At 68.3% G+C, this 23,144-nt stretch carries 18 protein-coding genes; 9 read left to right on the top strand and 9 right to left on the bottom strand.

Annotated features, from left to right (window positions below):
* Window positions 1-46 precede the first annotated feature (46 nt).
* Window positions 47-2,290 carry a DNA topoisomerase IV subunit A gene (gene parC, locus BKE09_RS04220; protein ID WP_075674912.1) on the top strand — a complete coding sequence of 748 codons (2,244 nt, stop codon included), beginning with the start codon at window positions 47-49 and terminating at the stop codon, window positions 2,288-2,290.
* A gap of 359 nt (window positions 2,291-2,649) precedes the next feature.
* Here the strand turns inward: parC and bfr are convergent, their stop codons facing one another.
* Complete coding sequence (gene bfr / locus BKE09_RS04225) at window positions 2,650-3,138, bottom strand: bacterioferritin (RefSeq protein WP_005408763.1); 489 nt, start codon at window positions 3,136-3,138, stop codon at window positions 2,650-2,652.
* 124 nt (window positions 3,139-3,262) lie between these two features.
* Between bfr and BKE09_RS04230 the strand changes: the two genes are divergently transcribed.
* Window positions 3,263-5,590: a penicillin acylase family protein gene (locus BKE09_RS04230; protein WP_075674913.1), complete on the top strand. Its 2,328-nt coding sequence runs from the start codon at window positions 3,263-3,265 to the stop codon at window positions 5,588-5,590.
* 96 nt (window positions 5,591-5,686) lie between these two features.
* Here BKE09_RS04230 and BKE09_RS04235 read toward each other — a convergent pair whose 3' ends face one another.
* Entirely contained in the window at window positions 5,687-7,075 is a 1,389-nt protein-coding gene (locus BKE09_RS04235) for a cation:proton antiporter (protein WP_075674914.1), read from the bottom strand.
* 99 nt (window positions 7,076-7,174) lie between these two features.
* The gene (gene asnB / locus BKE09_RS04240) at window positions 7,175-8,866 is read right to left on the bottom strand and encodes an asparagine synthase B (RefSeq protein ID WP_075674915.1); all 1,692 of its coding nucleotides are present in this window, start codon (window positions 8,864-8,866) and stop codon (window positions 7,175-7,177) included.
* A 339-nt stretch (window positions 8,867-9,205) separates the two neighbouring features.
* On the opposite strand from asnB, the gene BKE09_RS04245 reads away from it, so the two are divergent.
* Complete coding sequence (locus BKE09_RS04245; RefSeq protein ID WP_075676568.1) at window positions 9,206-10,084, top strand: tetratricopeptide repeat protein; 879 nt, start codon at window positions 9,206-9,208, stop codon at window positions 10,082-10,084.
* A 141-nt stretch (window positions 10,085-10,225) separates the two neighbouring features.
* Here the strand turns inward: BKE09_RS04245 and dapE are convergent, their stop codons facing one another.
* Genes dapE through map form a run of 6 tightly spaced genes read right to left on the bottom strand, consistent with a single transcriptional unit; the run spans window position 10,226 to window position 17,173 of the window.
* Window positions 10,226-11,353: a succinyl-diaminopimelate desuccinylase gene (gene dapE, locus BKE09_RS04250; protein WP_075674916.1), complete on the bottom strand. Its 1,128-nt coding sequence runs from the start codon at window positions 11,351-11,353 to the stop codon at window positions 10,226-10,228.
* Window positions 11,350-11,721 carry an arsenate reductase gene (locus BKE09_RS04255; protein ID WP_170871724.1) on the bottom strand — a complete coding sequence of 124 codons (372 nt, stop codon included), beginning with the start codon at window positions 11,719-11,721 and terminating at the stop codon, window positions 11,350-11,352. The genes dapE and BKE09_RS04255 overlap by 4 nt, the downstream gene beginning before the upstream one ends.
* A gap of 31 nt (window positions 11,722-11,752) precedes the next feature.
* A complete protein-coding gene (locus tag BKE09_RS04260; protein WP_075674917.1) occupies window positions 11,753-12,619 on the bottom strand; it encodes a hypothetical protein in 867 nt (288 codons plus the stop codon).
* A 2-nt stretch (window positions 12,620-12,621) separates the two neighbouring features.
* Entirely contained in the window at window positions 12,622-13,701 is a 1,080-nt protein-coding gene (dapD, locus tag BKE09_RS04265) for a 2,3,4,5-tetrahydropyridine-2,6-dicarboxylate N-succinyltransferase (protein WP_075674918.1), read from the bottom strand.
* Window positions 13,701-16,328, bottom strand: coding sequence for a [protein-PII] uridylyltransferase (locus BKE09_RS04270; protein ID WP_075674919.1), 2,628 nt, complete (start codon window positions 16,326-16,328; stop codon window positions 13,701-13,703). Before BKE09_RS04270 ends, dapD begins: the two co-directional genes overlap by 1 nt.
* Window positions 16,329-16,330: 2 nt before the next feature.
* Window positions 16,331-17,173 (bottom strand): type I methionyl aminopeptidase, encoded by an 843-nt coding sequence (gene map / locus BKE09_RS04275; protein ID WP_014036515.1) that lies wholly within the window; start codon window positions 17,171-17,173, stop codon window positions 16,331-16,333.
* 174 nt (window positions 17,174-17,347) lie between these two features.
* Between map and BKE09_RS04280 the strand changes: the two genes are divergently transcribed.
* The 6 genes from BKE09_RS04280 to BKE09_RS04305 all read left to right on the top strand — a co-directional run bounded on the left by BKE09_RS04280 (window position 17,348) and on the right by BKE09_RS04305 (window position 23,116).
* Window positions 17,348-17,884: a spore coat U domain-containing protein gene (locus BKE09_RS04280; protein WP_075674920.1), complete on the top strand. Its 537-nt coding sequence runs from the start codon at window positions 17,348-17,350 to the stop codon at window positions 17,882-17,884.
* The gene (locus tag BKE09_RS04285; protein ID WP_075674921.1) at window positions 17,884-18,633 is read left to right on the top strand and encodes a molecular chaperone; all 750 of its coding nucleotides are present in this window, start codon (window positions 17,884-17,886) and stop codon (window positions 18,631-18,633) included. The genes BKE09_RS04280 and BKE09_RS04285 overlap by 1 nt, the downstream gene beginning before the upstream one ends.
* A gap of 7 nt (window positions 18,634-18,640) precedes the next feature.
* Window positions 18,641-21,007 (top strand): fimbria/pilus outer membrane usher protein, encoded by a 2,367-nt coding sequence (locus BKE09_RS04290; RefSeq protein ID WP_075674922.1) that lies wholly within the window; start codon window positions 18,641-18,643, stop codon window positions 21,005-21,007.
* Window positions 21,004-22,041 (top strand): spore coat U domain-containing protein, encoded by a 1,038-nt coding sequence (locus tag BKE09_RS04295; protein WP_075674923.1) that lies wholly within the window; start codon window positions 21,004-21,006, stop codon window positions 22,039-22,041. Before BKE09_RS04290 ends, BKE09_RS04295 begins: the two co-directional genes overlap by 4 nt.
* Before the next feature lie 158 nt (window positions 22,042-22,199).
* The gene (locus BKE09_RS04300; protein WP_075674924.1) at window positions 22,200-22,418 is read left to right on the top strand and encodes a hypothetical protein; all 219 of its coding nucleotides are present in this window, start codon (window positions 22,200-22,202) and stop codon (window positions 22,416-22,418) included.
* A complete protein-coding gene (locus BKE09_RS04305; RefSeq protein WP_075674925.1) occupies window positions 22,418-23,116 on the top strand; it encodes a pilus assembly protein in 699 nt (232 codons plus the stop codon). Before BKE09_RS04300 ends, BKE09_RS04305 begins: the two co-directional genes overlap by 1 nt.
* Window positions 23,117-23,144 lie beyond the last annotated feature (28 nt).

Genomic DNA, 23,144 nt, shown 5'->3' on the forward strand with positions numbered 1-23,144 from the left:
GCGGCGACCGCCGTCGCCGCCTCCCGACAACAGGTAACAACGCCGCATGACCGAACTTGCCCGCCCCGTGTTCCACGGATTCGAACAACTGCCGCTGCGCGAGTACGCCGAACGCGCCTACCTCGACTACTCGATGTATGTGGTCCTGGACCGCGCCCTGCCGTTCATCGGCGACGGCCTGAAGCCGGTGCAGCGCCGCATCATCTATTCGATGAGCGAGCTGGGCCTGAACGCCGCGTCCAAGCCGAAGAAGTCCGCGCGCACCGTCGGTGACGTCATCGGTAAGTACCACCCGCACGGCGACAGCGCGTGCTACGAGGCGCTGGTGCTGATGGCCCAGCCGTTCTCGTACCGCTACCCGCTGATCGAGGGCCAGGGCAACTTCGGCTCCAGCGACGACCCGAAGTCGTTCGCGGCGATGCGTTACACCGAATCCAAGCTGACCCCGATCGCCGAAGTGCTGCTGGGCGAGCTGGGCCAGGGCACCACCGACTGGGCACCGAACTTCGACGGCACCCTGCAGGAGCCGACCTGGATGCCGGCGCGGCTGCCGCACCTGCTGCTGAACGGCACCACCGGCATCGCCGTGGGCATGGCCACCGACGTGCCGCCGCACAATCTCAACGAGATCGTCAGCGCGCTGCTGCACCTGCTGGACAACCCCGATGCCAGCGTGCGCGACCTGTGCGAGCACGTGCAGGGCCCGGACTACCCCTCCAGCGCCGAGATCATCACCTCGGCCAACGACTTGCGGAACATCTACGAGACCGGCAACGGCAGCGTGCGCGCACGTGCGACCTTCACCAAGGAAGCGCACAACATCGTGGTCACCGCGCTGCCGTTCCAGGTGTCGCCGTCGAAGGTGATCGAGCAGATCGCCGCGCAGATGCGCGCCAAGAAGCTGCCGTGGCTGGAGGACATCCGCGATGAGTCCGACCACGCCAACCCGGTGCGCGTGGTGCTGGTGCCGCGTTCCAACCGCGTCGACGCCGACCAGCTGATGGGCCACCTGTTCGCCACCACGGACATGGAGCGCAGCTACCGCGTCAACCTCAACGTGATCGGGCTGGACGGCCGTCCGCAGGTGAAGAACCTGAAGATGCTGCTCAGCGAATGGCTGACCTTCCGCAGCAACACCGTCACCCGCCGCCTGCAGCACCGCCTGCAGAAGGTCGAGCGCCGCCTGCACCTGTTGGAAGGCCTGCTGGTCGCCTTCCTCAACCTGGACGAGGTGATCCACATCATCCGGACCGAGGACGAACCGAAGGCGGCGCTGATCGCGCGCTTCGGCCTGTCCGAGGACCAGGCCGAGTACATCCTGGAAACCAAGCTGAAGCAGCTGGCCCGCCTGGAAGAGATGAAGATCCGCGGCGAGCAGGACGAACTGGCCAAGGAGCGCGAGAAGATCCTCGGCATCCTCGACAGCAAGGCCAAGCTGAAGAAGCTGATCCGCGACGAGCTGACCGCCGACGCCAAGAAGTTCGGCGACGCCCGCCGCTCGCCGCTGGTGCAGCGCCAGGCGGCACAGGCCATCGACGAGACCGAGCTGGTGCCGAGCGAGCCGATGACCGTGGTGCTGTCGGAGAAGGGCTGGATCCGTGCGGCCAAGGGCCACGACGTCGATGCGTCCGCCCTGTCCTACCGCGACGGCGACGCCCTGCAGGGCGCGGTACGTGCGCGCAGCACCCAGCAGGTCGCGTTCCTCGACAGCGAGGGCCGCGCCTACTCGACGCCGGTGCATACCCTGCCTTCCGCGCGTGGCAACGGTGAACCGCTGACCGGCCGCTTCTCGCCGGCACCGGGCACCAGCTTCGTGACCCTGGCCAGCGCCGAGCCGGACACCCGCTTCGTGCTGGCCTCCACCCACGGCTACGGCTTCGTCACCCGCTTCGAGAACCTGATCGGCCGCAACAAGGCCGGCAAGGCGATGCTGAACCTGTCGGCCGGTTCGTCGGTGCTGACCCCGTCGGTGGTCGCCAACGTCGCCACCGATCGCATCGTGGCGGTGACCAGCTCCGGCAACCTGCTGGCGATCGCCGCCAACGACCTGCCGGAACTGGACAAGGGCAAGGGCAACAAGATCATCGAGATCCCGAAGGCCAAGCTCGCCACCGAACGCGTGGTCGCCGTGGTTGCGATCAGCCCCGGCCAGACCCTGCAGGTACGAAGTGGCCAGCGCACCATGGGCCTGAAGTTCAACGAACTGGAAGCCTACCTCGGCGCCCGCGCCACCCGCGGCCACCTGCTGCCGCGCGGCTGGCAGAAGGTGGAAGGGTTGTCGGTGGAGTGAGGGCCGCGGCCCTGCTCCTGGTGGGTGTCAACCTTGGTTGACACGCCTTGCCCCGGTAGACGCCAACCCCGGTTGGCGTTTTCCATCCCAATGGGGTCAGAGCCGTTTTCGTTGAAAACGGATCCGACCCCGGACACGAAAAAGCCGGGGCTTTCCCCGGCTTTTTCGTTGTCGGCTGGCGGGCGGTAGAGCAGCTGGCGGGCGAAGGCTGGCTGGCGGTGCTCTGGTGCTGGCTGGCGACAGAACGCTGTGCTTCTTCTGGTAGAGCCGACCGCTGGTCGGCTGCTTTCTGCAGAGCAGCCGACCAGCGGTCGGCTCTACCGGGTGGTCACCGGGCATGGCCCGGCGCCACCTGCGGCTCAGTGCGCCGGAGCGCCGTTGCCGTCGATCTTGCTCAGCTGGTACAGCTCCAGGCCGATGCGCTTGATCAGGCCCAGCTGCTGCTCCAGCCACCAGGCGTGGTCTTCCTCGGTGTCCTTCAGCTGGGCCAGCAGGATGTCGCGGCTCACGTAGTCACCCTTCTCTTCGCACAGCTTCATGCCGGCGGCGAGATTGTTCCGAACCGCGTATTCAGTATCGAGATCCTTCTGCAGCATCTCCTCCACGGTCTTGCCCGGCTCGGTGGCGTGCGGGCGCATGTCCGGGTCGCCGCCCAGGAACAGGATCCGGCGCAGCAGCGCATCGGCGTGCTGGGTTTCCTCTTCCATCTCGTGGTTCAGGCGTTCGTACAGCGCGAACAGGCCTTGGTCCTCGTAGCGGCGGGAATGGATGAAGTACTGGTCGCGGGCAGCAAGCTCGCCGCGCAGCAGTTCCTTCAGGCAGGCGATGACGTCCGGGTTGCCTTTCATGGGGGGGCTCCTGTGAATCGATGTGACATAGGGTGCCGCATTTCAAAATACGGTGATCTAATCGGAATCAGTCGCAGTTGCGCCTGCGGCTACAATCAGCCCACGAGTTCGGAAAGGACGTGCGATGCGACGTACATGGCGTTGGGTGCTGGGCGTGTTGATCGCCATCGTGCTGGTCACCGCCCTGGTGCTGTGGCTGCTGCTGCGCGGCAGCCTGGCCGACCTGGATGGCGAGCATGCGCTGCCGGGCCTGGCCAAGCCGGTCACCATCGAGCGTGATGCGCTGGGCGTGGTCACCATTTCCGCCAGCAGCCAGGCCGACGCGATGCGTGCGCTCGGCCGCGTGCATGCGCAGGAACGTTTTTTCGAGATGGACCTGATGCGCCGCAGTGCCGCCGGCGAGCTGTCGGCGCTGTTCGGCCCCAAGGCCATCGATGCTGACAAGCGCATGCGCGTGCATCGCCTGCGCGCACGCACCGAAGCGCACCTGGACGCTGCATTGGGCGATAACGGCGATGCCGTACGTGCCTACGTGGAAGGCGTCAACGAAGGCCTGGCCGATCTCTCCGTGCGCCCGTGGGCCTACCTGCTGCTGCGGCAGTCACCGCAACCGTGGCAGGCCAGCGACAGCGTACTGACCGGGCTGGCCATGTACGCCGACCTGCAGGACCCGGACAACCAGACCGAGCTTGCGCTCAGCCGCATCCGCGCGGTGGTGCCGCCAGCGCTGTACGCACTGATCGCCCACGACGGCACTGAATGGGATGCACCGCTGTTCGGCGGACCCACCGGCAACGCCGCCCTGCCCGATGCCAGCCACCTGGACCTGCGCACGTTGAAGGGAAAAACGGGCACCGAGCAGGAAGAGGCCGACGTCATCGGCAGCAACAACTTCGCGGTGGCCGGTGCACTCACCGCCGACGGCCGCGCGATCGTCGCCGACGACATGCACCTGGGCCTGCGTGCACCCGGCCTGTGGTTCCGCGTGCGCCTGCGCTACCCCGACCCGCAGGCTGCCGGCGGCCAGGTCGATGTCACCGGCTTCTCGCTGCCCGGCCTGCCGGCAGTGATCGTCGGCAGCAACGGCCACGTCGCCTGGGGCTTCACCAACAGCTACATCGACACGGCGGACTACCGCACGGAACCGGCCAACGCCGCCGTGACCGTGCACGAAGAACGCATCGCCGTGGCCGGCCAGGCCGACGTGCTGTTCCCGGTACGCGAAACCGCCTGGGGGCCGATCCTGCATACCCATGCCGATGGCAGTGGCGATGCGCTGCGCTGGGTCGCACACCTGCCCGGCGCCGTGCGCCTGGACTTCGCTGATCTGGCCCGCGCCGGCGACCTGGACGGTGCACTGCACTTCGCCGACCGTGCCGGCATCCCCGCGCAGAACCTGGTGGTCGGTGATCGCAGCGGGCGCATCGCCTGGCGCCTGATCGGCGCCCGCCCGGACCGCGGCCCTGGCTGTGCACCGGCCGGCTTCAACGCCGCCAGCAACCAGGACTGCGCGCCGTGGCCGATCCGCAGCGATGCCTCACCGGCATTGATCGACCCACCCAACCATCGCCTGTGGACCGCCAATGGACGCGTCCTCGACGGCGCGGCACTGGCCAGCGTCGGCAACGGCGGCTATGACCTCGGCGCCCGCGCGCGGCAGATCCGCGACCTGCTGGCGATCCAGGAGCGCTTCGACGAGCACGACCTGCTGGCGATCCAGCTCGACGACCGCGCCGTGTTCCTGCAGCGCTGGTGGGTGCTGTTGCACGATGTGCTGGAGCACAGCGACGACCCGGCCCTGAAGCGGCTGGAAGCAGTCAGTCACCAGTGGGGCGGGCGCGCCTCGGCCAGTTCGGTGAGCTACCGGGTGGTGCGTGAATTCCGCACCCAGGTCATGGCCACGCTGTCCGATGCACTGCTGGCCCCGGCCAACGCGCAGCTGGGCGATGACTACCTGGACCCGCGCCTGGCACAGTTGGAAGGCGTGGCCTGGCCGATGCTGCAACAGCGTCCGGCCAACCTGCTGCCAGCCGCCTTCGACAGCTGGGATGCGCTGCTGATCGACGCGGCACGCCGCACCGAGCGTGAGCTGGCCAAGCAGGGCCCGCTGGCCAAGCGCAGCTGGGGCGAACGCAATACCGCGGCGATCTGCCATCCCATCGCGCGGGCACTGCCGGACATCGCCAAGCGCTGGCTGTGCATGCCGGCCGACCGCCTGCCCGGCGACCGGGACATGCCGCGCGTGCAGACGCCGAACTTCGGCGCCTCCGAGCGCATGGTGGTCTCGCCCGGCCACGAGGCCGACGGCATCGTGCATATGCCCGGCGGCCAGAGCGGCCATCCGCTGTCACCGTACTGGGGCGCCGGCCACGAGGACTGGGTGCATGGGCGCCCGACGCCGTTCCTGCCCGGCAAGGCGCAGCACACGATGACGCTGGTGCCGGCGCGGTAGCGCCAGCACGGTAGTGCCGGCCGCTGGCCGGCAACCTCATGATGCTGGACACACTTGCCTGGATGCCGGCCAGCGGCCGGCACTACCCTCCAGCACTCAGCCCCTGCGCCGTTCGATCAGGTTCAGCAGCGGCCCGGTCATCGCCGTGGTCACCAGCGCCATGATCACCAGCACCGCGAACAGGCGGTCGCCGAGCAGGCCCAGCTCGTAGCCCAGGTTGAGCACGATCAGCTCCATCAGGCCGCGGGTGTTCATCAGCGCGCCCAGCCGCCACGCTTCGCGCGTGGGCATGCCGGCACTGCGCGCGGCACTGAAGGTGCCCAGCAGCTTGCCTGTCGTGGCCACCGCGATCACCACCACGCACAACACGATGTCGCTGGCCTGCAGCGCATCGGCGCGCATGCGCAGCCCGGTCATGGCGAAGAACAACGGCAGCAGCAGGGTGACTGCGAACGGCTCGACACGGGCCATCAGCAGGTCACGCAGCTGCGCATTGGACGATACCGCGACGCCCGCAGCGAACGCCCCGAACAGCGCGTGGATGCCCAGCATCTCGGTGACCAGCGCACTGCCCAGCGACAGCAGCAGGATACCGAGCAGCCAGCGCCCCTCACGGCCCGGCGCAATCTGCTGGCGTGCGAACCACGGCTTCACCAGCCCCAGCATCAACGCCACGAACGCGACCACGCACAACAGGTTGAGGCTGGCCGGCAACCAGCCGCTGGCCTGGGCGGCGGCCACGATCAGCGCCAGCAGGCACCACGCGGTGGCATCGCCCAAGGCAGCGCAGGCGATCGCGGTCTGCCCCAGTGGCGTCTGTGTGATCCCGCGATCGGCCAGGATGCGCAGCAGCACGGGGAAGGCCGTGATGCTCATCGAGATACCCACGAAAAGTGCGAATGCGGTGAAGCCCACACCCTGTGGTCCGTGCTGCGGATATAGCCAGATCGCCAACGCGACGCCGAGCACGAACGGCACGGCAATGCCGGCGTGGCTGACCGTGAAGGCGAAACGCCGGCGGCCACGCAGCGCCGCCAGATCGAGTTCGGCACCGGCCACCAGCAGGAACATCAGCACGCCCAGCTGGCTGAGCATGCCCAGCGGACCCAACGAACTGGCCGGGAACAGCGCACCATGCAGCTGCGGCAGCAGGCTGCCGAGCACCAGCGGCCCCATCATCAGGCCGGCGGCCATTTCGCCGATCACCGCCGGCTGTCCAAAGCGCTTGAGCAGCGCCCCCGCGCCCTTGGCCACCAGCAGCAGCACCAGCAGCTGCAGCAGGAACAGGCCCAGCGGAGACGCCAGGTGCTGCACCCAGCTGCCTTCAGCGGCGGCGGTGGCACGGACGACCGCCTCGGGCGCCGCCGGCCCGGCATATCGCGCCAGCAGCACGCCAGCCAGCAACGGCACCCCGGCCCAGGCCAGGTAGCGCCAGCCCCACTTGATCGGCGGCGCCCGGCCCCCGGTCTGTACGTCCATGAACATTCCCCAATGTGCAGGGGGCGATGATACAAAAAGGGGACGGAGGGGATTAAGGCGTTAATGGCACAAACGACTTGATCCCCTCCGTCCCCTTTTTGACGCTTAGGCCAGTGCCTGCGCGTGCACGCCGGCGATCGCGCGACCCGAGGGATCTGCAGCGGCGGCGAAACTGGCGTCCCAGGCAATGGCCGCCGGCGACGAGCAGGCGATCGACTTGCCACCCGGCACGGTTTCGGCGGCCGCACGGCTCGGGAAGAACTGCTCGAACAGGTGGCGGTAGTAGTACGCCTCCTTGGTCTGTGGCGGGTTGTGCGGGAAGCGCTTGTCGGCCGCTGCCAGGACGCGGTCGCTCACCTGTGCTTCGGCATGCGCCTTCAGCCCATCGATCCAGCCGTAGCCAACGCCATCACTGAACTGCTCCTTCTGCCGCCACAGGATGCTGTCCGGCAGGTAGCCGTCGAACGCCTCGCGCAGCACCGCCTTCTCGATGCGACGGCCACCAAAGCCGGCACCGACCATCTTGTGCGCGGCATCGAAGCGCATCGCCACATCGAGGAACTCACGGTCGAGGAACGGCACGCGCGGCTCCACGCCCCAGGCCATCATCGACTTGTTGGCGCGCAGGCAGTCGTAGTTGTGCAGGGCGTCGAGCTTGCGTACCAGCTCGTCGTGGAATTCACGCGCATCCGGTGCCTTGTGGAAGTACAGGTAGCCACCGAAGATCTCGTCACTGCCCTCGCCGGACAGCACCATCTTCACCCCCATCGCCTTGATCCGCCGCGCCAGCAGGAACATCGGCGTCGATGCGCGGATGGTGGTGACGTCGTAGGTCTCGATGTGGCGGATCACTTCCGGCAGCGCATCGAGGCCTTCCTCGAAGGTGTACTCGAAGCCATGATGCACGGTGCCCAGCGCTTCAGCGGCGATCGCAGCGGCGGCCAGATCGGGCGAGCCCTTCAGGCCGATCGCGAACGAATGCAGACGCGGCCACCAGGCTTCGGTCTGCCCACCATCCTCGATGCGGCGACGCGCGTAGCGTGCGGCAACTGCCGCCACCAGCGATGAATCGAGGCCACCGGACAGCAGCACGCCGTATGGCACATCGCTCATCAGCTGGCGCTCCACAGCATGCTCGAACGCCTGGCGCAGTTCGGCCAGGTCGGCCTGGTGGCCCTGCACGTCCGCGTAGTCGCGCCACGGCTGCTGGTAGTAGCGCACCAGTTCACCGCTGGCACTGACGAAATAGTGCCCCGGCGGGAACTGCGCGACGTCGGCACAGGTATCGACCAGTGCCTTCATTTCCGAGGCAACGCGCAGGCGTCCCTGGGCATCGTGGCCCCAGTACAGCGGCACCACGCCGACCGGGTCACGCGCCACCAGCACGCGGCCGCTGTCGCGGTCCCACAGCGCGAAGGCGAAGATGCCGTTGAGCTGTTCCAGCCACTGCGCCGGCGCGCCGCCCTGGCGGTACAGCGCGTTGATCACCTCGCAGTCCGAGCCGGTCTGGAAGTCGTAGGCGGTGGTCAGCGCCGCCTTCAATGCCTGGTGGTTGTAGATCTCGCCGTTCACCGCCAGCGCCAGCTGGCCATCGGCCGACAGCAGCGGCTGCGAACCACCGGCCGGGTCGACGATGGCCAGCCGCTCATGGACCAGCAGCGCACCTTCGTCGAGGTACACGCCGCTCCAGTCGGGGCCACGGTGGCGCTGGCGCTGCGACAGTTCCAGCGCATGGCGGCGCAGGGCGGGAAGATCGTCACCGGCCTGCAGGCCGAAGATTCCGAAGATCGAACACATGGGAGAGCTCCTGTTGGGGGATTTCACGGGTGGGAAGGTGTTCGACCGGCCATCCAGGCCCGGGTGGGGCTGCGCCCGGGCACAAAAAAACCCGCATCGGCTGATGCGGGTTTTCTGGTGTCCGGGCGTGTGTTGCTGTCTATCTACCCAGGGCGCAGTCCCGCATCGGCCGCGCACGATTATTCGCGCGCAGATTATTGCGGTTGTTGTTATTGACGGCGGTGGCCAGGCGGATCGACATGGCATCGACCCTACCCCGGTTTCCGGCACGGCGCAACCGTTGCGTTGGCAACCACTCCCCGGCGCGCATAATGGCCCGCCGTGAAACGTGTAATGGAAATGCAACACCGCACTGGACGCAACGCGGCGCTGGCCGCCCTGCTCTGCCTGGGCCTGGCCGCCTGCCAGACCCTGCCCCCGCCTTCTACGCTGCCGCAGTCCCAGCAGCAGGCATTGGAACAACGCGGCACCGACGGCAGCTTCGAGGGCGCCTTTGATACCGCGCAGACCTTCGAGCGCTTCAACGATCCGCGCGCCATCGCCTACTACGAGCGTGCCGCAGCGGCCACGCCCTGGACCTTCCACAACACCAGGGCGGAAGAAGCACTGGGCCGGATCTGGATCTCCGGCACGCTGCGGTATGCCGACAGCCCCCACATCAACCCGGCTCCGGTGCTGCGCGCGTCCTGGCGACGCGGTGAACGTGCGTATCTGGCGGCTGCCAACCACGGCAATCCCTATGCGTTCCACGGGCTCGCCAAGAGCTATCGCCAGCGAGGCGACGTGCAACAGGCGCTGCGCTGGGACCTGCGCGGAATGATCTACGAGCGCTACCCGAGTTCATCGTCACGACTGCCGGATGCGGTCGCCGCACAGGGTGACACCGTGCATCCGCGGGTTGCGCAGATCCAGCGTCGCGCCGAGCGTGGCGATGCCGACGCACAGGTCGATCTGGGCGCGCTGCTGGAAAAAGGCGTAGGCCTGCCACGCGATCCTGCGCGTGCGCTGCAGCTGTACCAGCGCGCCGGTGAGCAGGGCAATGTGTTCGGCCAGTACTTCGCCGGGCTGCTGCTGGGCCGCGGTGCGCCGGGCGTGGAGAAGGACACCGACGCAGCGGCGCACTGGTTCGCCAGGGCCGAAGCGCAGCACTTCTACATGGCCGCGCCGAGTTACTGGAAGAAGGCGGTCGCGCCGCCGTTCTTCATTTTTTCTGAGTAGAGCCCGGCTGCAGTTCTGTAGAGCCGAGCCATGCTCGGCTGCTCCTGCCGGGATAACCCAGCCGAGCATGGCTCGGCTCTACGGGAAAGCAGTGCCGGCGAAAGGCGTGCCGACCAACGGTCGGCACCCACCGTCGCAGGCTCACGCCAGCAGCCGTTCCACCAGCCGCTGGTACAGCCCCGGCAACGCTTCCAGATCGTCCACGCGCACGTTCTCGTCCACCTGGTGGATGCTGGCGTTGACCGGCCCCACTTCGATGCACTGCGCGCCCAATGGCGCGATGAAGCGGGCATCGGACGTGCCGCCACCGGTGCTTTCCTCCGGTGCACGGCCGATGTGCTCGGCCAGCACCGCACGCGCGGTGGCGCGCAGCGTGCCTTCCGGGGTGTAGAACGGCTCGCCGCTGCGATGCCACTTCAGCGTGTACTGCAGGCCATGCCGTTCCAGCAGCGCGGTGATCTCCGCTTCCAGCTTCGGTGCATCCCAGTGCGGGTTGTAGCGGATGTTGAAATCCACCTCGAGCTCGCCGGGAATCACGTTGTTGGCACCGGTGCCGGCATGGATGTTGGAGATCTGCAGGCTGGTCGGCGGGAAACTCTCGTAGCCGTCGTCCCAGCGCCGTGCACTCAGCTCGGCCAGGGCCGACGCCGCCTGGTGGATCGGGTTGCGTGCCTTCTCCGGATACGCCACATGGCCCTGCACGCCCTCCACGCGCAGCCTGGCCGACAGGCTGCCACGACGACCCACGCGCAGCAGGTCACCCAGCGTCGCGGTCGACGACGGCTCGCCGGTGATGCACCAGTCGATGCGCTGGCCGCGCTCGGCGAACAGCCGTGCGACGTGGCGCACGCCATCGATGGCATCGCCTTCCTCGTCGCTGGTCAACAGCACCGCCAGCGTGCCGGGGTGATCAGGATGTGCGGCCACGAACTGCTCGGCCGCCACCACGAACGCCGCCACGCTGCCCTTCATGTCGGCAGTGCCACGGCCGTACAGCACGCCGTCACGGATCTGCGGCGTGAACGGGTCGCTGGCCCAGGCCTCGCGCGGGCCCGTCGGCACCACGTCGGTGTGGCCCAGCAGCACCAGCACCGGCGCGCCTTGGCCATGGGTCGCCCACAGGTTGTCGACCTCGCCCAGCCGCAGGTGATCGCACTGGAACCCGGCCTGCTTCAGGCGTGCCGCCAGCAGCGCCTGGCAACCGGCATCCTCCGGCGTCACCGAGGGCCGTGCGATCAGCTCGCAGGTCAGGTCGAGGACCGCGCTCATGCGTCACCCACGCCGAAGCGGGCCTTGAAGCCGTTGTCACTGAAACCCTGGCTGACCGCGCCGTCGGCGGTGACCACGAGCGGGCGCTTGATCAGCTGCGGGTACTCGCGCAGCAGCAGCTTCCATTCGGCCTCGGAGTCGGCGGCCTTGCGGTTGTCCGGCAGCTGCCGCCAGGTGGTGGAGGACTTGTTGACCATCGCGGCCAGGCCACCCAGCTGCGCCGCCCATGCCAGCAGCGTTTCCGGGCTGGGTTTGTTGTCGCGGTAGTCGACGAAGGTGTACGGCACGCCGAAGCGGTCCAGCCACTTGGTCGCCTTCTTGCAGGTATCGCAGTTCTTCAAACCGTAGACAGTGGTGCTCATGGCCATCTGTGATGCTGGAAAACAGAGGGCCAGAATCTCACAACAGGCGCTCGGACACGACCCGGAACGGTACCCTTGGCAGCCGGAAGGCCAGCCCCTCGTGCAGCGCCACGCCCATCGCCTGCAGGCGCGGGCACTGCGGTTCGCCTTCCAGCTGCAGCGGTTGCAGCTGTGCGATGTCCACCGGCAGAGCGATGCGGGTGCTGGCCCAGCGCTGGTCGCAGGTACGGGCGATGGCCTCGTCCTGGCAGGTCAGGAAACGCAGCAGGGCCTGATGGCTGCCGAAGGCCGCCGCCCACCCGGCATCGTGCCAGCCCGCAGCGGCCTGCCACTGCAGGTGCAGCGCCGGGGCACTGCCCTGCCCGCCCTCGATCCGCGTGTGGCCACTGCCTTCGGCATCCAGCGCATGCGTGAAGCGCACCGACAGGTGCGGCTGCATGGCATCGCTGAAAGCGCGCGCGCCGGCGACGAAGGCCAGCTGGTCCATCACGTTGCGATCGAACAGCACCACCGGCGCCCCGTCCGGATCGTCGTCACGACGCAGGTACCAGCGCCAGTTGCTCTGCCTGGGAGACGGCATCAGCGAGCGCAGCGGCCCGGCCAGCGCGGGCCCGAAGTGCCCGTGCAGGTAGCTGAGGATGGTGTAGGGCGTGCGTCCGGCATGGACCACGTAGTGATGGCCTGGTGGTGGCATCGGCGCGTGGCGCACGTCGACCCACCAGCTCACGTAGACCACGTCGCGTACATCGCTGACCAGCGCCGGCATCGGCCAGCGCCGCGACAGCGCGCGGCGCAGCCGGGTCCAGCGCGGGGCGTGCAGCAGGCGCGGCAGCATCCGCCCGAACAGGGTGTCGGACGGATGCTGGTAGATCGCGGACTGCGCCAGATCCTCCGGCGCCGTCATCCTCAGTCGGCCAGGCCGCGCAGCAGGTCGTTGACGCTGGTCTTGCTGCGGGTCTTGGCATCAACCTGCTTGACGATCACCGCGCAGTACAGCGAATGGGTGCCGTCCTTGCTCGGCAGCGAGCCGGACACCACCACGCTGTACGGCGGGATGTAGCCGTAGGTGATCTCGCCGGTAGCACGGTTGTAGATGCGGGTGCTCTGGCTGAGGAACACGCCCATGCCGATCACGCTGTGGTGGCCGACCACCACGCCTTCCACCACTTCCGAACGCGCACCGATGAAGCAGTGGTCCTCGATGATGGTCGGGCTGGCCTGCAGCGGCTCCAGCACGCCGCCGATACCGGCGCCGCCGGACAGGTGGCAGTGCTGGCCGATCTGCGCGCAGGAACCGACGGTGGCCCAGGTGTCGACCATGGTGCCTTCGCCGACATAGGCGCCGATGTTGGTGAAGCTCGGCATCAGCACCACGTCCTTGCCGAAGTAGGTACCGCGGCGGGCGATCGCGCCCGGCACCACGCGCACGCCGCCACGGCGGAACTTCGCTTCGTCATAACCGGCGAAGCGCGATTCGACCTTGTCCCAGAACGGCGCCGGGCGCGCATCGACCACCGCCATGTCGTTGACGCGGAAGTACAGCAGCACCGCCTTCTTCAGCCACTCGTTGACCTTCCAGCCACCCTGGCCGTCCGGCTCGGCGACACGGAATTCACCGGTTTCCAGGCCGTCGATCACGCGGTTGACCAGCGGACGGGTGGAACCTTCCAGCTCGTGCAGGGTCAGCGTCGCACGGCGCTCGAAGGCGCTCTCGATGCCGAACTTCAGCTCTTCCACGCCCGGTGCCGACGGCTTGCGCAGCGACTTGCGGGCGATGGTCTCGGCGCGGACCGCTTCGGCGCTCTTGGCCGGCACCGGCTTCTTCACAGCACGCTTCACCGCGGCCGTCTTCTTCGCCGGGGCCTTCACCGCAGCGGCCTTCTTCGGCGCAGGGGTCTTCTTCGCGGTCTGTGCGGCGGCAGCAGGTTTCCGGGCCGCTGCGCTCTTGGGGGTCGCGGCGGTCTTCTTGGCGGGCTTGGTGGCCATCAGGCGGGGTCTCCGGCGTTTCGATCAGGGTCCAGGCAGGCCAGCATCGCGTCATGCAGCTGCTGCCGGGCAGGTTCAGTCAGGGGGAGGTCGTGTTCGTCACTGATCACGAAGGTGTCTTCGGCGCGTTCGCCGAACGTTGCAATGCGCGCATCATGCACGCGCAGGCCCTGGTTGCGCAGCACGAACGCCACATCGGCCAGCAGGCCGGGACGGTCGGGGGCGACCAGGGCAAAACGGGTTGCGCCTGGCTCATCGCGGAACTCGATGCGCGGGGCGAAGCGGAAGTGCCTCAACTGCCGCGGCACGACCCGGCGCGACGGCCGCAGCCGCGACAGGTCACCGCTGAGTGCCTCGCGCAGGGCCCCCTCCAGGTTGGCACTGCTGCCATCGGCAAAGGTATCGGCCGGGTTCACTTCGAAGGTATCGAAGATGGTGTCGGCCGGACCGTCCAGCACGCGTGCGCGGTGGATGCCGTAGCCCTTGCGGTCCAGGGTCATCACGATCGCGGCAAACAGGCCGTCGCGGTCGGGCGAGTGCACGAACACTTCCAGCGCCGGGTCGTCGACGCTGATCCGGCGAACCTTCACCAGCGCCTGGCCCTGCTTCACCGGCACCAGCGCGGCAGCCTGCCAGGCCAGCTGCTCCGGGCGCAGGCGGATGAAGCCCTCATCGGGCATCACCGCGAACTGGCGGTCGATGGTGGCATCGTCGTAGCCCTGCTCGCGCACCAGTGCGCGCACGCTGTCACGTGCCTCGGCCACGCGCTCGGCGGCCGGTACCGGGTGCTCCAGCCCCTCGCGCAGCGCGCGCCGGGTGGCGAAGTACAGATCGGCCAGCAGGCGATCCTTCCAGGCATTCCACAGTTTCGGGCTGGTGCCGGCAATGTCGGCACAGGTCAGCAGGTACAGGTAGTCCAGGCGGTCGCGACTGCCGACCAGGGTGGCGAAGCGGTGGATCACCACCGGATCGGCGATGTCCTGCTTCTGCGCGGTCACCGACATGCGCAGGTGCTGTTCGACCAGCCATGCCACCAGCTCGGTATCAGTGCCACTGAGCGCATGCGCCTGGCAGAACGCGCGCGCGTCCACCGCACCCAGCTCCGAGTGGTCGCCGCCACGGCCCTTGGCGATGTCATGGAACAGGCCGGCCAGCAGCAGCAGTTCCGGCTTGCGCAGGCGCGGCCACACTTCGTGCGCGATCGAGAAGCGCTCGTCGGCGCGGCTGCTGGCGAACTGGCCGATGTTGCGCAGGACCATCAGCGTGTGCTGGTCGACCGTATAGACATGGAACAGGTCGAACTGCATGCGCCCGCTGACCTGGGCGAACGCGGGAATCCACTGGCCAAGCACGCCCAGCCGCGCCATGCGCGAAAGCGTATCGACCGGACGCTGGCCGCGCAGCAGGGCCAGGAACTGCTCGCGTGCATCGGTGTCGGCCTGGTCATATGCGGGCAGCAGCGGCAGCGACTCGGCCAGTGCACGCGCGGTCAGCGAGTGCAGTCCGCGCACCTGCGGGTTGTTGGCCCAGCTGGAAAACAGTGCGAACACCTGGCCGATGTCGCCGCGCGGCCAGTCGGCCTCGTTGGCGGCCAGGTAGCCACGGCGCAGGGAAAAGCCCACGGTCAGCGGTTCCGGCTGGGCCTCGCCATCGAACTGTTCCTCGAAGCGCTGCAGCAGGCGGTCGCTGATCCGGCGCACCACCAGCGCGGCGCGGTAGAAGCCCTGCATCATTTTTTCGACACCGAGATTCTCGGCATCGTCTTCGAAGCCCAGGCGCGCGGCCAGGGTCTTCTGGTAATCGAAACGCAGGCGTTCTTCCGGACGGCGCGCGACCAGGTGCAGGCCGAAGCGCAACCGCGCCAGCACGGCACGTTCGCGCTTCAACGCCGCGGCTTCGTCGGCGCCCAGATGGCCGAGCCCGACCAGGGCCTCCAGGTCGCGCACGCCGAAGGCACGCAACGCCATCCAGCCCAGCGTGTTGAGATCGCGCAGGCCGCCGGGGCCATCCTTCAGGTCCGGCTCCAGGTTGTCGGCGGTATCGCCGAAGCGCTGGTGGCGGTTGCGCAGCTCTTCCAGCTTGGCCAGGAAAAAGCTGCGTGCCGGCCACAGCTCGCGGTCGTCGATGGCCTCGCGCAGCGCGCGGCGCGCGGCATCATCGGCCAGGATCGGACGCGCCTCGATCAACGCGGTCAGCACGGTCTGGTCAGCTGCCGCCTCGCGGCACTGCGATGCAGAACGCACCGCATGGCTGACGGCCAATCCGCAGTCCCACAGCAGCGCGAACAGGCGCGCCAATGCCGCTTCGTGCGCCAGCTGTGCCGGCGGATCGCCGAACACCAGCAGGTCGATGTCCGAACGCGGGAACAGTTCACCGCGGCCATAGCCACCGACCGCGAACAGCGACAGGCCGCTGTCGGCCGGCAGGCAGCGCTGCCAGGCCAGGCGGATCAGATGGTCGGCAGCGCGCGCGCGCAGCGCCAGCAGGCGCTCGATGTTGTCGCCCTGGTCGAAGCGGCGGTACAGGCGCGCGTCGGCCTGCTGCAGCGCCTGGCGCGCGGCAGCAGCCCAATCCGGGTCGTTGAGCGACGCGGCCGGCGTGTCCAGCAGCGAACTCGCCGGCAGCATCTTCAGGAGACCTGCGACTCGCCTGGCGACAGGGTCAGCACGTCCACGCCGGTCTCGGTGACCGCGATCATGTGCTCCCACTGCGCCGACAACTTGCGGTCCTTGGTCACCACGGTCCAGCCATCCGGCAACACCTTGTTGTAGCGAGTGCCCTCGTTGATCATCGGCTCGATGGTGAAGGTCATGCCGGGCTGCAGCACCAGGCCCTGGCCCGGACGGCCGTAATGCACCACCTGCGGCTCGTCGTGGTAGACCTTGCCGATACCGTGGCCGCAGTACTCGCGCACCACGCTGAAACGCTCGCCTTCGGCATAGCTCTGGATGGCATGGCCGATGTCGCCCAAGGTGGCGCCCGGACGCACCGCACGGATGCCGCGCCACATGGCTTCGTAAGTGGTTTCCACCAGGCGGCGGGCCATCACCGACGGGGTGCCGACGAAGTACATGCGGCTGGTGTCGCCATGCCAGCCGTCCTTGATGACGGTGACGTCGATATTGATGATGTCGCCATCCTTGAGCACCTTCCCTTCGCTGGGGATGCCGTGGCAGATGACATTGTTGACCGAGGTGCACACGGTCTTCGGGAAGCCGCGGTAGCCGACGTTGGCCGGAATGGCGCCCTGCACGTTCACGATGTGGTCGTGGCAGATGCGGTCCAGTTCCTCGGTGGTGACACCGGGCTTGACGTGGGGGGTGACGATGTCGAGCACTTCGCTGGCCAGGCGGCCGGCGATGCGCATCATCTCGATTTCCTGCGGGGTTTTCAGATTCACGCTCATGGCACCCATTATCGCCGATCCGGCCGCAATCTGAACGAACGCCACCCAACTGGCGATCCGGGCCATGCACGGTTCCGGCAAGGAAAGTGAAAGCGTGATGGTCTCCACTCTTTCGCCTGCCTATTTATCACGGATTACAGACACTTACGCTGCCTAAGCTGGCCGCGACCGTCGTCAAAGCGGCGCCGAACGTGCCGCCTTCGCCTTGTTCAACGGACCTTCGGGTCAGGGAGGTTGTCCATGCGATCCCCAGTTCGATCCCTGCGCGCCTGGGGCCTGCTGGCCCTGCTGCTGGCCGGTCCGGCCCTGGCCCAGGCGGCCGACACCACCACCTTCAACGTCACTCTGGTGGTCACCAAGGCCTGCACCATCACGGCGGCAGCCGCCACCAACGTCGACTTCGGCACCGCCGCCTCGACCACCGCCACGCCCACCCTGGGCCAGGGCACGGTGACCGCGCAGTGCTCGGCACTGACGCCCTACACCATCTCGCTGAATGCGGGCGCCAATGCCGGCACCGCCAATGACGTCACCACCCGGCGGATGAAGAACACCAATGCTGCGGTGACCGCAAACAACTACGTCGGCTACCAGCTCTACCAGGACGCCGCGCATACCCTGGTCTGGGGCGCCACGTCCGGCACCAATACCCAGGCCGGCATCGGCACCGGCCTGGCCGTGCCCTACATCGTCTACGGCCAGATCCTGAACCTGAGCACCAACAACCCGGCCACCGGTAACTACCTGGATACGGTTACCGCCACGATCACCTATTGATGGAGCACGCCCGCATGGCCGGACCCCGCCCGTGGCGCGCCACCGGCGTGGCGCTGCTCGCCCTGTGCCTGCTGGCCGCCACCACCGCCGGGGCCACCAGCCTGCAGGTCGCCCCAACCAGCCTGCAGCTGGAAGCCCGCCAGCGTGCCGGCGAATTGTGGCTGACCAACAGCGGCACCTCGCCGGTGAAGCTGCAGGTGCGCGTGTTCCGCTGGGTGCAGCAGGACGGTCAGGAACAGCTGCTGCCCACCGATGAAGTGATGGCCACGCCGCCGATGCAGGAACTGGCCGCCGGCCAGCAGCAGCTGGTGCGGGTGATGCGCCCGGACCGGGAACCACCGCCAGCACAGCGGTACTACCGCCTGATCGTCGACGAGGTGCCCGATCTGGCCACGCGCGCCGGCGGCATGCAGTTCGTCCTGCGCTATTCGATTCCGGTGTTCGTGCAGCCCTCGTCCGGCACGCTGGCACCGCGGCTGCAGGCCCGCCTGGTGCAGTTGGCGGACGGCCGCAACGGCGTGGAGGTGGCCAATTCGGGCAACGGCTACGCGCAGATCGCCGATCTCGCGCTGGGCAGCGCCACGCGCCCGCGCATCGTCCATCCCGGGCTGCTGGGCTATGTGCTGCCCGGCCAGGTGATGCGCTGGCCGATCGAACGCACGGCAATCGACCGCGACAACGACCAGATCACGGCCAAGCTCAATGGCGAGTCGGAACAGACGCCACTGTCACCCCCACCGGCTCGCTGAGGCGTTGATGGGCGCGCTGCTGGCTGCCCTGGCTCCCGCGGCGACCGAGGCCGCCGATGTGTCCGGCGCGGCGGCTGATGTATCCGGCGTGTCGGCAGATGCCATCCTGCCGCCGCCGACCCCGCTGACCGCCAGCCAGGCGCTGTACCTGGATGTGTCGCTCAACAGCACGCCGCGCGGCCTGCTGCCGTTCACCGAGAACCGCGGTCGGCTGCAGGCCAGCCCCGACGTGCTGCGCCAGCTGGGCTTCAATGCCAGCGGCGACGCACCGGTCTACCTGGACCAGATCAGCGGCGCGATGGTGCGCTACGACGCACACATGCAGACGCTGGCGCTGGACGTCCCGCTGGACCAGCTGACCCTGCCCACCACCGTGCTCGGCCGCCCGCAGACGCGCGCGCCCACCGGCAACGCCTCGCCGGGCGTGCTGCTCAACTACGACGTCTACGGCAGCCGGGTGGACACGCTCGGCAACCTCAGCCTGAGTTCGGAACTGCGGGTGTTCGGCATCGGCAACGGCACCTTCGAGAACACCGCCATCAGCCGCCGCTACCAGCAGCCCGGCGACCGTCGCTGGCGCGGCGAGAGTGTGCGCCTGGACACACGCTGGAGCCTGGATTTCCCGGACAGTGCAACCACGCTGGAGGTCGGTGACTTCTACAGCGGCTTCGTCGACTGGACCCGCCCGGTGCGCCTGGGCGGCCTGCAGATCGGCCGCAACTACGGCCTGCAGCCCTACCGCGTGCTCACCCCCACGCCGAGCTTCCTCGGCCAGGCCGTGGTGCCCTCCACGGTCGAGCTGTATGTCGACGGCTTGCGCCAGTACAGCGGCCAGGTGCCGGTCGGTCCCTTCCAGCTGGCAGCACAGCCCGGCATCAGCGGCACCGGCAATGCGCAGGTGGTGGTGACCGACGCTTTCGGCCGCATGCAGACACTGGACTTCAGTTTCTACGGCACACAGCAGCTGTTGGCCAAGGGCCTGTCGGACTGGTCGGTCGGCGTCGGCCACCTGCGCCGGGATTTCGGCGAGCGCTCCTTCGCCTATGACGACCGCACGGTCGCCAGTGCCAGCTGGCGTGGCGGTGTCACCGACACGTTCACCGGCGAAGCGCATGCCGAAGGCGGCGGCGGCCTGGCCCAGGCCGGCATCGGTGGCTGGTGGCTGCTCGGCGCTGCCGGCGTGTTCAATGCCGCCTATGCACACAGTGATTACCACGGCCTGCAGGGCGGGCAATGGGCGCTGGGCTACAGCTGGAACAACCGTCGCTTCAACGTCAATCTGCGCAGCGTACGCAGCCACGGCGACTACCGCGACCTGGGCGCGCTGCAGGGCAACCTGCCACCGAGCATCAGCGAGCAGGCCACGGTCGGCCTGGACCTGCTGAAACTGGGCACGCTCAGCGCCAGCTATCTGCGCCTGCGATACCCGGATGGAGACGACAACCGCTACGCGAGCCTGTTCTGGTCACGCACCTGGAGCCAGCACTGGTCGGCCTACCTGTCGGTGAACCAGAACCTGGACCGTAGCGACGACCGCAGCATCTACCTGTCGGTGACCGCCAGCCTGGGCAACAACCGCCAGGCCAGCCTTTCGAGCCAGCGCAACGGCGACAGCCAGAGCTGGGTGGCGGACGTGACCCAGCCGGTGCCGGGCGATGGCAGTGCCGGCGGCGTCGGCTGGCGCGCGCAGCTGCGCCACGGCGAGGACGGCAACGGCGGCCTGGCCGAGGTCGGCATCCTCAACGATGTCGGCCGCTATTCGTTCGGCGCCTCGCGCCAGGGCGGGCTCAACTATGCCTACGCCAGTGCCAGCGGCAGCCTGGTGTGGATGGGCGGGCACGCCTTCGCCACGCGCGAGGTGTCCGACGCGTTCGCGGTGATCAGCACCAATGGCGTCGGCGGCGTCCCGGTGCGGCTGGAGAACCGCCTGATCGGCGTCACCGATGATCGCGGCCTGCTGCTGGTCAGTCCGTTGCTGTCCTGGCAGCGCAACCGGGTCTCGATCGACACCCTGGACCTGCCCGAAGACATGCGCGCCGACCGCATCGAGGACTGGGTGACCCCGCGCCAGCGCGCCGGTACCCGCGTGACCTTCCAGCTGCGCTCGCGGCCATCACTGAGCCTGACCCTGCTGGCAATGGACGGCCAGCCTCTGGAGGTGGGCAGCGAGGTGCAGCTGCCTGACGGTCGCCAGGCCACGGTCGGCTACGACGGCCTGCTCTACCTGGAAGATGTCACCGCCGGCAGCGTGCTGTACGTCACCACCAGCCTTGGTCCCTGCCGGGTGAAGGTGCCGGACCTGCCCAAGGTGGTGGCGTCCGGCGCCCGGCCGAAGCCGGCACCGCAGCAGTGCATCCCGGAGGTGGCGCCATGAGGGTACTGCTGCTCGTCCTGCTGCTGTGGGCCGGCCTGCTGGCAGCGGCGCCCGCCAGTGCCACCGCCGTCTGCACGGCGGTCGCCAATCCGACCCTGCCGTTCGGCAACATCAACAGCAATGCACCCGGCCCGAGCACGGCCAACCTCAACATCACGGTGACCTGCACCACCGCTGCGCTGAGCCTGCTGGCCACCACCGGCGTGCGCGTCTGCGTGGGCATCGGCGCAGGCAGTGGCGGCGGCAGCAGTTCCACGTTCCGCACGATGGCCACTTCCACCAGCGACACGATGAATTTCCAGCTGTACAACAACGCCAGCTTCGGCCAGGTCACTGGCCTGGCTCCGCACGGCACGCCCCCGGCGCAGGAACTGACCATGAGCTACAACGTGCCGCTGCTGACCGGTGGCAGCGGCGCGCAGACCGTGCAGCTGTTCGGGCAGATTCCGGCCAACCAGGTCCTGGCCTCCGGCGCGTACAGCAGTACCTTCAGCGGTGCCAGCGTGGTGCTGACCTGGGCCTGGAACGAAGTCCTGCTCGGCACTGCCACCGTCCCCGCCACCTGCAATGGCGGCGCCACCGGCACCAACAGCGCGAGTGCGGCCTTCAGCTTCACCGCCACCGCCAACGTGCTGCCGCAATGCGGCAGCTACGTCACCACCAACATGAACTTCGGCAACGTCACCGGCGGCATCCCGGCCAACATCGACCAGACCGCAACCCTGACCCTGACCTGCCTGAAGAACACCGCCTTCCAGGTCGGTCTCAACAACGGCCAGAACAATCCCACCGCCACCACCACCCGGCGCATGGCCACCACCATTGGCGGCAGCACCTATTACCTCACCTACGAGCTCTACCGGGACGCGGCACGGAGCCAGCGCTGGGGCAACACGTTGACCGTCGATACGGCCAGCAGCACCGGCACCGGCAGCGCGCAGCAGCTGACCATCTATGGCCGGGTACCGCCGGTCACCGGCCAGCCTCCGGCCGGCACCTACAACGACCTGGTGCAGGTGACGATCACTTATTGACCTGCGTGCCGACCAACGGTCGGCACCCACCGGTGGATGCGGGCATACGGATGCCGGGCAAGCGCGACGCTACAGTTCCGGCGCATCCCGCCGATACCGCGCAGCGAGTCTTTCAGTACGGTGGATGGCAGGTGGTTCGTGCATTTCTGATCGGGGCGATGCTGGCCGCCAGCCTGCCGGCATGGGCCGAACCCAGCAGCAGCACCCTGCAGATCCGGCTGACCGTGGTCGAATCCTGCAGCGACGATGGCGGTGGCGTCCGCTGCCCGGCGCCGCACCAGCGCAGTGACGCGCCCCAGGTGCCGCCCCAGGTCCGCGAGCTCGCACCACCGGCAACGGACGAGAACGCAACACCCTCCGTGACCCTCATCTACTGATGCGCGCGCTGCTGACCCTGCTGGCACTGCTGCTGGCACTGCCCGCCGCGGCGCTGGAGCTGTTGCCGACCACTCTGCAGCTGCCGGCCCAGGGCGGCCGCGCCGAACTGTGGCTGCACAACCCCGGGCCCGGCCGCTGGCAGGGCCAGGTGCAGGTGCTGGCCTGGGATCAGCACCTGGACGCCGAACAGCTGCAGCCAAGCGACCGGATCCGGGTCAGCCCGGCGCGCCTGGACCTCGCCCCCGGCAGTACCCAGCGCGTCTGGCTGCTGCCAGCCGAGCCGGCGGCGGCGGTCGGTGAACAGGCCTATCGGATCGTGCTGGCGCCGGCGCTGGCGGGGTTGCCGCGCTATTCCCTGCCGCTGTTCCGCGGGCCAGCGGCAACACCGCTGCGTGCCCGCCTGCAGGGCCGCGTCGAGACCCAGGCGTCGCAGCCCACACTGCGACTCAGCAATGCCGGTACCCTGCACGGCCGCCTGCACGATCTGCGCTTCATCACGGCGGACGGCCAGTCAACGCTGCTGACGGCTGGCCTGGCCGGCTACATCCTGGCGGGCCATGAACGCCGCTGGCCCCTGCCTGCCCGCGCCGATGGCTATGCTGGAGGCCGCTTCCAGGCACGCCTGCAGGACGGCCGCGAGGTCGATCTGGCCGCAGCAGACCCTGCAATTGCAGCAAGCGCCCCCAGCGGGCTATAATCGACCGGATTCCTGCCGCCAGCGTGCG

Source organism: Stenotrophomonas sp. TD3 (genome assembly GCF_001939825.1).
Classification (GTDB): Bacteria; Pseudomonadota; Gammaproteobacteria; order Xanthomonadales; family Xanthomonadaceae; genus Stenotrophomonas.